Source organism: Muribacter muris, assembly GCF_001038205.1.
In the GTDB taxonomy this organism is placed as follows: Bacteria; Pseudomonadota; Gammaproteobacteria; order Enterobacterales; family Pasteurellaceae; genus Muribacter; species Muribacter muris.
The window spans coordinates 1-11,248 of record NZ_JWIZ01000109.1 but is presented as its reverse complement, the minus strand read 5'-3'; the positions used below and the strand labels follow the sequence as shown (position 1 = coordinate 11,248).

General features: G+C 43.8%; 10 protein-coding genes. All 10 read left to right on the top strand.

Translation table 11 applies throughout. The annotated features are described in order from the left end of the window. The coding region (locus RO21_RS12265) for an RHS repeat-associated core domain-containing protein (RefSeq protein WP_173425308.1) at window positions 1–851 on the top strand (851 nt) is incomplete at its 5' end. Then, the gene (locus RO21_RS11790; protein ID WP_047977976.1) at window positions 833–1,318 is read left to right on the top strand and encodes a hypothetical protein; all 486 of its coding nucleotides are present in this window, start codon (window positions 833–835) and stop codon (window positions 1,316–1,318) included. The genes RO21_RS12265 and RO21_RS11790, both read left to right, overlap by 19 nt. 106 nt (window positions 1,319–1,424) lie before the next feature. Next, the gene (locus RO21_RS11785; RefSeq protein WP_053067789.1) at window positions 1,425–2,213 is read left to right on the top strand and encodes an RHS domain-containing protein; all 789 of its coding nucleotides are present in this window, start codon (window positions 1,425–1,427) and stop codon (window positions 2,211–2,213) included. 133 nt (window positions 2,214–2,346) lie between these two features. After that, window positions 2,347–2,847 (top strand): type VI secretion system contractile sheath small subunit, encoded by a 501-nt coding sequence (tssB, locus tag RO21_RS11780; RefSeq protein ID WP_047977975.1) that lies wholly within the window; start codon window positions 2,347–2,349, stop codon window positions 2,845–2,847. Between the two features lie 11 nt (window positions 2,848–2,858). Then, window positions 2,859–4,337 (top strand): type VI secretion system contractile sheath large subunit, encoded by a 1,479-nt coding sequence (tssC, locus tag RO21_RS11775; RefSeq protein ID WP_047977974.1) that lies wholly within the window; start codon window positions 2,859–2,861, stop codon window positions 4,335–4,337. Window positions 4,338–4,343: 6 nt separating this feature from the next. Continuing rightward, complete coding sequence (tssE, locus tag RO21_RS11770; RefSeq protein ID WP_047977973.1) at window positions 4,344–4,793, top strand: type VI secretion system baseplate subunit TssE; 450 nt, start codon at window positions 4,344–4,346, stop codon at window positions 4,791–4,793. Window positions 4,794–4,799: 6 nt separating this feature from the next. Beyond that, window positions 4,800–6,614 (top strand): type VI secretion system baseplate subunit TssF, encoded by a 1,815-nt coding sequence (gene tssF / locus RO21_RS11765; protein ID WP_047977972.1) that lies wholly within the window; start codon window positions 4,800–4,802, stop codon window positions 6,612–6,614. Then, entirely contained in the window at window positions 6,578–7,612 is a 1,035-nt protein-coding gene (tssG, locus tag RO21_RS11760) for a type VI secretion system baseplate subunit TssG (RefSeq protein ID WP_047977971.1), read from the top strand. Before tssF ends, tssG begins: the two co-directional genes overlap by 37 nt. Window positions 7,613–7,673: 61 nt before the next feature. Next, the gene (locus RO21_RS11755; protein WP_047977970.1) at window positions 7,674–8,084 is read left to right on the top strand and encodes a DcrB-related protein; all 411 of its coding nucleotides are present in this window, start codon (window positions 7,674–7,676) and stop codon (window positions 8,082–8,084) included. A gap of 5 nt (window positions 8,085–8,089) precedes the next feature. Then, on the top strand, window positions 8,090–11,248 hold a 3,159-nt coding region (locus RO21_RS11750), incomplete at its 3' end, for a PAAR domain-containing protein (RefSeq protein WP_047977969.1).

Genomic DNA, 11,248 nt, shown 5'->3' with positions numbered 1-11,248 from the left:
AAACGGATTTTGTGTGGGACGGCTCACACCTTATACAAGAGCAAAACGGAGAAAATCGCTACATCTACATTTACACCCACCCGGAGAGTTACGAACCGTTGGCACAAATTCAGGTTGCAAAAAATGGCGAGAAACAAACCGCTTACTACCACTGCGACCAAATCGGGATACCGAGAGAGCTGACCGACCGAGAGGGCAACCTACTGTGGCACGCCAGCTATAAGGGGTGGGGTGAGCTACAAGGCGAACATAATCTGAAAGGCGTTCACCAACCAATCCGATTACAGAACCAGTACGAAGACAAGGAAACGAGATTACATTATAACTTCTTCCGTTATTATGAGCCAAATGTAGGACGGTTTATAACCCAAGACCCGATAGGATTAGCGGGCGGGGAGAATTTGTATCGGTTTGAGGCAACGATCCAGAATGCAATCGATCCTTTAGGCTGGGCAATTCCTATTCCTATTTTTTATGGAGGATTAGCCATTGCTACATCAATAGGCTTAATAGGAACTCAGCAGGCTATCCAAGATGATTCAGAAATCAGCAGTAGTCTACCTCAAAGTACTATCTTTTCTAAATCATCTAATAAACCTAAATGTCCTGATGATGTTTACAGGCAATTAACTGAAGCTGTTAATGAAACCAAGAAAATCTCTTCTAGATTAGGGAAATGCTTACCTCATATGACTAAGGAACAATTAGATGAACGAATTGATGCAGGAAACAAGGAATATAATGCAAGAAAAAGAAGAGAAGATATTTGTTGGGAGGGGGGGGATTTTGGTCATCGCAAACAATTGATTGATATAGAAAAAAGGATAAGAAAATGTGCGAAGTATTATTAGAATCTGATTTAATTCCATTAAATCAATTTCCTAGTTCAATGATAAATTATCCTAGAGAATATGTAAAAATAACTAGACCTGAAGATTTAGAAGAGTTTGATTATATATCTAATTTAACAAAAGACTCTATTATAGATTTTTCTAAATTTAGGATAACTTCATCGGATCTTAGTTGGAAAGGAATATATTATCTCTTACCTATTGCTCAGAGAAAATATTTACAAGAACCTGATGATAGTATAATCGATTTTTTTGAAGGGCTATCTTGGTTATTAGAATATGATAATGGTATTGAAAAATTAGTTAAGATAATGAAAAAAGATGATATAAAACGATTAAAAGATTGGTTTTGTTTTCTTTTAAGAAATAAAAATAAAATTCCTAATGAGGATTTTATTGAGTTTTATGAAAAAGAGATAATCCAACATGTTAATTATTTAAAAAATTACTTAGGAGAAATATCATAAGTTAATATATAGAAATAATGAGCTGTGTTGGGGTGTTCATCAGCCGTTAAGGCTGTATTTTGAACGGGATAAACTGCACCGGGAAATCCAACGCACCCAAGGCGCATTGACAACCCGCTATGCGCTTGACCCGGTGGGGAAATTGACCGCCCAGCTTAACGCGCAAATAACACGGCATTACCAATACGATAACGCGGGAAATCTGATTCAAAGTCGGGACAACCTCACTCAAACTACGCACTACGGCTACGATAAACTGGGACGCTTAACCCAAGCGAAAAGCCCGTTGAGCCAAGAGACGTTTGCGTTCGACCCGGCGCACAACATTATTGAACGGGAGGGACAAAGAGAGCAGGACAACAAGGTCAATCAATATCACGGCACCCATTATCGCTATGACGGCTTGGGCAATCTGGTTGAACGTAAATTGGCGAGTGGCGAAACGCAATATTACCGTTATGACCTGAACGACCAGCTTATTGAAGCGAAAATCATCAAAGCCAACGGCAGGGAAGATGTTTGGCACTACCGCTATGACCCATTGGGCAGACGGTTAAACAAGCGGTCGGCAATGCACGAAAATCTGCAAACGGATTTTGTGTGGGACGGCAGCCATTTAATCCAAGAACAGAGCGGAGAAAATCGCTACACCTACATTTACACCCACCCGGAGAGTTACGAACCGTTGGCGCAAATTCAGGTTGTAAAAAATGGCGAGAAACAGACCGCTTACTACCACTGCGACCAAATCGGGATACCGAGAGAGCTGACCGACCAACAGGGCAATCTGCTTTGGCACGCCAACTATAAGGGTTGGGGCGAACTGCAAGGCGAACATAATCTGAAAAGTGTTCACCAGCCGTTAAGACTGCAAAACCAATATGGGGCAGAGTAAGCTGTTATTTTAAGTAAAGTGTTCGTGCTATCCTGACTATTTCATTGTTGCAAAAAAACCTTATCTAGGCTAGACTGGTTTTGTTCAAATTTTGTAACATTTTTCTGTTTAAACACATAAAAAGGTGGTTTTAATGAGTAAAGGCAAAGAGGGGTCAGTCGCCCCTAAAGAGCGAATTAACATCAAATATGTTCCGGCAACTGGCGATCAAGTCGCAGAGGTTGAATTACCTTTGAGTATGTTGGTGGTTGGCGATATGAAAGGTCGGGCGGAAGATACGCCGATTGAAGAAAGACAGATGGTGTCGATTGATAAAAATAATTTTTCTTCGGTGATGGGGGAAATGGGCATTAGCTTAAATGTGAATGTGCCGAATAAATTAGATGAAACCACAGATTCTGATTTGAATGTCAATCTTACTATTAAATCCCTCGCTGATTTCTCTCCAGATAATATTGCGCAATCCGTCCCTGAATTAAAAAAACTCATTGAACTTCGTGAAGCTTTAACCGCGGTGAAAGGGCCGTTAGGTAATGTGCCGGCATTTCGTGCCAAAATCATTGAATTATTAGACGATGAGCAATCTCGAGCCCAGTTACTTAAAGAATTAAATTTGGTGAGTGAAACAAAATAAGGAATACCACAATGACAGTACAAACGGATAATCTGACCGAACAGACAACGGAAACCGGTTCCTCTTTACTTGACCAAATTATGGCACAGACTCGCATTGCGGGTGATACAGAAGGCTATGATATTGCTAAACAAGGGGTGGCAACCTTTATTGCGAATATTTTAAATTCGGGCAATAAAGAAGAGCCGATTAATAAATTGCTGGTTGACCGTATGATTGCAGAGATTGATAAGAAACTCAGCATACAGGTTGATGAGATTTTACATAATGCGCAATTTCGTGAATTAGAGGCCTCTTGGCGTTCTTTAAAATTATTAGTAGATAAAACCGATTTTCGTGAAAACATCAAAATTTATGTGATGCATGCACGTAAAGATGAACTATTAGATGACTTTGAATTTGCGCCTGAAATTGTACAATCCGGTTTTTATAAGCACGTCTATTCTTCCGGTTACGGTCAATTTGGCGGAGAACCGATTGGCGCAATTATTGGTAACTATGCTTTCACCCAGAAAGCACCGGATATGAAATTGCTTCAGTATGTGAGTGCGGTTGGGGCGATGGCTCACGCACCGTTCCTCTCTTCAGTTGCGCCGTCTTTCTTTGGTATCAATAGCTTTGCCGAGTTACCTGCGATTAAGGAGCTAAAAGCGGTATTTGAAGGGCCGGTTTATACGAAATGGCGGGCACTACGGGAATCGGAAGATTCGCGTTGTTTGGGCTTAACCGCTTCACGCTTTTTAGCTCGTCTGCCTTATTCGGTGTCTGAAAATCCGGTAAAAAGTTTTGGTTACAATGAAGATGTAAGTAAAGACCATGAGCATTATCTCTGGGGGAATACCGCTTTCTTATTAGGTTCTTGTTTAACGGACAGTTTTGCTAAATATCGTTGGTGTGCCAATATTATCGGCCCACAAAGCGGCGGAGCGGTGTACGATTTACCGGTACATCTGTATGAGGCGATGGGGCAAGTTCAGGCAAAAATCCCAACAGAGGTGTTAATTACCGACCGCCGTGAGTTTGAGTTAGCCGAAGAAGGTTTTATTGCTCTCACTATGCGTAAAGGCAGTGATAATGCGGCATTCTTCTCAGCCAACTCGGTACAAAAACCGAAAGTGTTCCCAAATACCAAAGAAGGGAAAATGGCGGAAACGAACTATAAATTAGGTACGCAATTACCTTATACCTTTATGATTACCCGTATTGCGCATTATATTAAAACGCTACAACGGGAGCAAATTGGCAGTTGGAAAGAGCGGGCGGATTTAGAGCGTGAACTGAATATTTGGCTGAAACAGTATGTCGCAGACCAAGAGAACCCACCGGCAGACGTACGCAGTCGTCGTCCGTTTAGGGCCGCAGCGATTACCGTGGCAGATGTTGAAGGCGATCCGGGTTGGTTCCTGTCTTCAATTAAAGTACGTCCTCACTTTAAATATATGGGGGCTAATTTTGAGCTCTCTTTAGTGGGGCGTTTAGACAAGGAGTAGGGTTAAATGGCAGCATTATTCCAATGGGAAAGACAGGGTGCTGTAAGTTTATTTGAACGGATTCAATCGGAGGGCAGGCGGTATTCGCCGACCCTCCAAGGTCAAATCAGAGAAGTGGTTGAATCCGTGAAGACGAATTTGACCAATATCCTGAACAGCCACCCCGGTGCCTGCCAAAGTGCAGTGGAACTTGGGGTGGTTGATTTTAATGATGCGGTCAGCGGTACCTTTGATATTAGTGAAAAAATCAAAGAGACTATCAAAGACTGCATTTTGCGTTTTGAACCGCGTGTTTCACAAGTGCATATCACGGCAAAATCCAATGAACTTGAGCCGCTTACCCTTTTCTTTTACGTTGAATTGCAGATTATGCTTGATGATATTGTTACCCTGACGGCATTCAATATTCATTTAGATAACGACAGGCACTATTATTTGGATTTAAGCACGCTATAAATTTTTATGTCATTAGAAAAATATTTTAGAAATGAATTGGATTATATCCGTGAATTAGGCAGAGAAATTGCGGATAAAAAACCGCATTTAGCGCATTTTTTATCGGAGCAAAGTGCCGACCCGGATGTTGAGCGTTTACTGGAAGGGTTTGCATTTTTAACCGGGAGTTTGCGTGCCAAAGTCGATGACCAGTTTCCGGAATTTACCCATAGCCTTATCAATATGCTGTGGCCGAATTATTTACGTCCAATGCCGAGTATGACAATTGTCGAGTTTAGCCAAGACAAAAATGTCAGCGAAAGCGGTAACTTTATCGCTAAAGGCACGCCGTTGCTCAGTAAACCTATCCAATTGCTAGCAGAAGACACATTGGGTGATGATGCTAAAAATCAATTGCAATGTACCTTTAGAACTTGTCGGGACGTGTGGGTATTACCGCTGAATATTGCAAATGCGTCCGTTTATAACAGTAATGAAAAAAGCATTATCAGCCTCACGTTTACTTCTGAATCGGATATGGATTTGGCAAATCTGGATTTCAGTAAGTTACGTGTTTATTTGGGAGCGGATGATTATTCAAACCATCAACTCTATTTATGGTTAAGCTATTACTTAGAAAGTGCGGAATTTGTCGTAGGTAACCATAAAATACCCCAACCCAAGCTCTATTTTGCGCCGGTTGGCTTTGGTAAAGCAGATGCATTATTGCCTTATCAAAAAAATGCCTATTCGGGCTACCGCATTTTGCAAGAGTATTTCTGTTTTCCGGACAGTTTCTTATTCTTTGATATTGCCGGCGTAGACGCTGTTCCCTCATTAAGCACTTCGCACTTTACTCTGAATCTCGCCTTTTCTCAACCACTGTCGCCCGATGTACAGATTCGTGCCTCAACTTTCAAACTCCACTGTGTACCAGCGGTGAATTTATTTACACACGACAGCGAGAATATTTTATTAGACGGGCAAAAAACCGAGTATCCGCTCAGAAGTAGCCATAGCCACCCCGAATGGTACGAAATTTTTTCCGTTGATCACGTGGAGAGTTTCCTGCAAAGTGATTTGTTGAAAAATCAAGGCAAAGCGCGTGGGAATGCCCGTGTGTATGCGGCGTTTGAGAGCTTTCAGCATCAAATTGAATATGCGCAAGGACGTACCGCACTGTATTATAAGTTGCGCACAAAAGATGCCTTATTTGAACAAGGGTTTGAACACTATCTGTCTTTTGTACGAGGCGATGAAACGGTATTGTTAGAGACTGGTGAAATTTTGTCGGTTACTACCACTTGCACAAATCGGGACATTCCTGCCCGCTTGCGAGTTGGTGATATTTGCCAATCCGCCAATGAAGACCCTGCCTCAACCCGTTTTAGAAATATCACCCGCCCGACCCTCCCGCTTCACCCGGTATTAGATGGAACATTGGCGTGGAAGTTGATTTCCAATTCTTCCCTGAATTACCTCTCCTTACTGGATACCGATGCCCTGAAAGAAATCATTAAAACCTATGATTTACCAAGCTGGCACAGTCGGCGTAACGCCAAAATGTCTCAAAAACGTTTAGACGGCATTGAGAGGATTCAAACCGAACCGATTGACCGTTTATTCAAAGGGGTAACCGTCAGAGGGCTACAATCCACCCTGTATGTCAAACAGAGTGCATTTCAGTCCGAAGGGGATTTGTTTTTATTTTGTACGGTGCTGTCGCATTTTTTCTCGCTGTATGCGAGTTTAAATTCCTTCCACAAGTTAAAAGTCGTCAATATTGAAAATCAGGAGACTTACGAATGGCCTATCCAAATCGGACAACATTCTCTAATGTAGCTCCGGCATTTTCAGATATTACCCGATATAGCTTTTATCAGCTATTAGAAACACTTTATAAGCTGAGTGGTGTGAATGCGGAACAGGCATTAACCTTGCGCCCCGGCGAAGAACCGGTTCGCTTGAGTGCGACTGCCGGACTCAACTTCCCGATTCGGGATTTAGTGCAGTTGTTGCAAACAGAGGAAGGCAAATATCAACTGGAAGTGAGCTTTCTCGGGCTACACGGCACGCAGTCGCCATTACCCACCTACTACCTTGAAAATTTGGCGAAAGAATATACCCACCAAGAGAATCGATTGGTGGATTTCTTAGATGTGTTTAACCATCGACTGATTTTATTGCTCCACCAAATCTGGCGTAAATACCGCTACTACATCGCCTTTCAACCGGAAGGGGTGGATCAATTTTCTGCCCGAATGTTTGCGTTGGTCGGATTAGGACACCATTCTACCCGACAACAATTATCCATTAACCCAACCAAAATGTTGGCGTATGCCGGTATGTTAGCCAGTCCCGCCCGCTCACCGGATGTCTTGTGCAGTTTGATTTCTCACTGCTTTGATTTAAGTGCCGTCTCCATTAAAAGCTGGCGCTTCCGCTATGCGCCGATCAGCGAAAGCGAACAAAACCGCTTAGGGCAGACATTAAAAGAAGCCGGTAAACCACCGGTAGGGCGCAGTTGCCTTGGGGTCAATTTTTCATTAGGTGCCCGTAACCCGGATAGGGGAGGGAAATTTTTACTTGAGATTAGCCAACTGACCTACCACGAGTTTTTAGACTTTCTCCCGAACGGGAAGCAGTATATCCCGCTGATTACCTTTGTGTCGTTTATTTTAAAAGACCAATTTGCCTGGGATTTACGCCTTGGGCTTCGTCAGGAGCAAATCAAAGGAATGCGGTTAGGGGACAGCGAGCATAATAACCGGCTGGGTTGGAGCAGTTTTATCGGGGTGCCGGACAGCGAACCGAGCATCACGTTATTAATCCGTGAGTAGCGATATAGACAAGCGGTGAGATGCTATCAGAAATAGGTAAAATCAGCAAAGAGGTGTTGCAATGTATTATCAAATTAACGAAGGAAAATTTAAGCTGCCGGAATCTTGGCAGGATCAAAGTGTCAATGCGTTTACTTTACCTAATAGCCAGGTGAATTTTGTGATTAATCGAATGCCTCTTGTGGAGGGCGTTAATCACGAGGATTTTTATCATCAAATTATGCATCAATTTGAATCCTTAACCAATTATCACCTAATAGAGCATCGGCAATTTGAATTACAGAATCAACCGGTACATTTGCTTGAGTATGATTGGAAAAGTCCTGAAAGTCATATTTATCAACTGGCGGTCTTATGGATAGTCGGTAAACAGCTCTTGACCTTCACCTTTACCTCGACAATACCATTGACAGAGAGCCAAAAAGATTATTTACTAAACATTGTTTATTCTTTTGAACCAACGACCGAGTAAAAATTATGTCTGCAACTAATGCCCCTCCTGCTGCACGGGTAGGAGATGAGATAAAGCATAAAAGTCAAGTTGCCGGGTTATTGGGCGCTTTAGCAGGGGCTGCCTTGTCTGGCGTGCCTTTTATGTTAGGACCGGCGGGTATCTTTGTCGGTATGTTACTGATGGCTGACGATATTGGTAGTCCGATGGTGGGGCAAAAGTCGCTTTCAACCAAAGTGCAAGAGGGCGTTGAAGACGCAGTACAAGGTTTTATTGAGAGTTGTTTTGGTGAAGAAAAATATGGCCCGATTGTTATTGGTGCGAATACTGTCTTTATTAACGATAAACAAGCAGGGGTAGCCGTAAAACCCTTCGCTGTGGCTTGTACCCGCCACGCCCCCCTAAACCAACGCATTGCCGAAGGCAGTGAGACGGTCTTTATTGAAAATTTCCCGGCGGCTCGAAAAGGGGATAAAACAGAGTGTGGCGGGGTAATTTTAGAAGGTTCGGATAATGTGATTATCGGATCGGGAAAAATAGCCTATCTTGAGATAAAAAGTGAATTTCATCCATTAATTGATGTTGTCGCTACTATTGTTCCCCCTTCAAAAGCAGGTGTAAAAAGCGTTCTTTCTGGCTTGGGAAAATTGATTAAATCACCGGCAGCCTCGGCGAAAATAGGGGCTTTGGTGTTAGGTAATGCGATTAAAAAAGGTGCAGGGGCAACCAAGCAGGCTGTCGGCAAAGCTAAATATTGTATCTCAAGTAATGCCAACTGTGCCAAAATCGCGTTTAGGGAGAATAAAGGTAAAGGCATTCAGCGCTATAAAGAAACCGCCAAAAAAGCGATTTTTGGTGATCCGATTGATGTAATGACCGGGCATTTGGTCGAACAACGTACGGATTTTAGCCTCGGTCAAACATTGCCACTGACGTTCACTCGCACTTGGGCAAGGGATTGGCCACAGACAATACCGGCAGGATTACTCGGTCAATATTGGGCGGACAGTTTTTCGCAAACTGCGTGGGTGAATGAGGCGGCGGAATATATCCAAGTCTTCACGGAAGACGGTGCCGTATTACAATTTGGTTTGCCTCAGGGTATGTCTCAAACCTCTAACCCGTATCACCCCGATTATGTGTTGATACGCACCGGCTCCGCTACCTTTTTGGTTAAACACCGAATAACCGGCTTTTGTCGTCATTTTGAGGCGGTTGAAAATGGCACTACTGATGCGGTGAATAGCGAGTTTGACTACCCTAAACTACCTATCGGGCGTTATCGGTTGAGCCATTTTTCAGACGATTATCACAATCAAGCCCGCTTTATCTATCAAGAAAGTAACCCGACAAAGCCCGTTCGGGTTGAGCATTCCGAGGGGATTCAATTAACCCTACGTTATCACCCAAGTGGCTATTTGCACCAAATTGTTCGCACGGATAATCAATCCACCTGTTTAGCGACTTATCAGCAGGATAGCCAAGGGCATTTAATAGAATCCGATGCCGTACAGGATTTTCATCTCTATTATACCTACGATGAACATAGCCAACTGATTGAATGGTCGGATAGGGATAAAACCCGGGTAAATTACCGATATAATGCACAAGGACAATGTGTATATAGTGTCGGGGCAAACGGCTTTTATGAAGTGTGGTTAGATTATTTTGACGGTTATACGCAAGCCCGCAATTTAAAAGGTACAACAACCTTTTATTACGATACAGCCTTACTTACTTTAACCCAAGTGGTGAGTCCGACAGGTAAAATTACTCGCTACGCCTATGACCTCTACGGCAATTTATTAACACAAACCTTACCAAAAGGTGAACAACTTCACTTCACCTATTTGGAAGATACGGGGTTAGTAAAAACCTTTACCGATAGCTTAGGGGCAATGTGGCAGTATGAATATGAGATAGATGATGAGCATCAGGATGCCTACACCCTTATCAAAATCACCGACCCACTCAACCGCACTTGGACGAAAACTACCCGTTTTGCAGAAAACGGCGCGCAACAGACCGCCTGCTTTACTGCTCCGGACGGTTCAACCACCGAATTTACCCGCAACCAATACGGCTTACTCACCGCCATTCAAACCACAGAGAAGCAACATCAACGGCAGGAGCACTTTCAGTACGACCTGCGTCATCGTTTAATTGCGCAACAAGATGCCGAGCAACGGCGATTGACGCTCAATTATAACGATCAAGACGAACTGACGGCATTCACCGCCCCGAAAGGCAACAGCTGGCGTTATGCCTATACCCGATACGGCAAATTACAACACATTCAACAACCCAATCAAGGCGGGGTGAATTACCGCTACGACCGGCACGGCAATCTGTTAAGCTATACCGATGCTAATCAGATTGAATGGACGTTCCGATACGGTGCTTTCGACCTGCTCATTGAAAAACGGGACGGCGAAGGGCACGCTTGGCAGTATGAATACGATAAAGACAGCCTAAAACTCACCGCCGTGATTAACCCGAAAGGGGAACGTTATCAGTATCGCTATAATGCGGACGACCAAATCGACACGGAAACGGATTTCTCCGGTGTACAGTGGCATTACGGTTATGATGACAACGGCAATTTGGCGACCCTCACCAACAGCTTGGGGGAAACCAATCATTACGCCTATAACGCCAATCAGCAGCTTACCCAAATCAGTACGGAAGCGGGGGAATGCTGCAACTACGAGTACGATGCAGCCGGTCGGCTGACGGAACTCACCACCCTTGACACGGCACTGACCTTTGAGTATGACGTGCAAGACCGGGTGATTAAGGAAGTCCAACAGCACGGCAGCCAACGCACCACCCTCCAATGGGCATACCCCGACCCGCAGACGAAAATCCGGCATATTATCACCGAGACAGAGGGCAAAACCGCCACCCTAACCACCACTTACCGTTACAATCGGGTCGGTGAGTTGGTGCAACTGGATTTGCCTGCCGAACAGAGCGGGAAAAGTGAAACAAGCGGTCAGATACCGCAACTTTTTTGCGATTACGATGCCAACGGCAATGAAATTGCCCGTTACGCCCCGCAGGGTTTTCAGTTGCGTCAGCAGTATGATGCAATGGATAACCTTATCCGACAACGCGCAGGGAATGAGCCGAAACACTTTTTCGACAAACACGCATTGCAGACCACGGGCATTGATGCCCCGCCT

What these genes read in the sequence shown, in the direction of transcription:
- tssC (WP_047977974.1), top strand. Translation starts at nt 2,859, where the DNA reads ATGACAGTACAAACGGATAATCTGACCGAACAGACAACGGAAACCGGT.
- RO21_RS11790 (WP_047977976.1), top strand. Translation starts at nt 833, where the DNA reads ATGTGCGAAGTATTATTAGAATCTGATTTAATTCCATTAAATCAATTT.
- tssG (WP_047977971.1), top strand. Translation starts at nt 6,578, where the DNA reads ATGGCCTATCCAAATCGGACAACATTCTCTAATGTAGCTCCGGCATTT.
- tssF (WP_047977972.1), top strand. Translation starts at nt 4,800, where the DNA reads ATGTCATTAGAAAAATATTTTAGAAATGAATTGGATTATATCCGTGAA.
- RO21_RS11755 (WP_047977970.1), top strand. Translation starts at nt 7,674, where the DNA reads ATGTATTATCAAATTAACGAAGGAAAATTTAAGCTGCCGGAATCTTGG.
- tssB (WP_047977975.1), top strand. Translation starts at nt 2,347, where the DNA reads ATGAGTAAAGGCAAAGAGGGGTCAGTCGCCCCTAAAGAGCGAATTAAC.
- tssE (WP_047977973.1), top strand. Translation starts at nt 4,344, where the DNA reads ATGGCAGCATTATTCCAATGGGAAAGACAGGGTGCTGTAAGTTTATTT.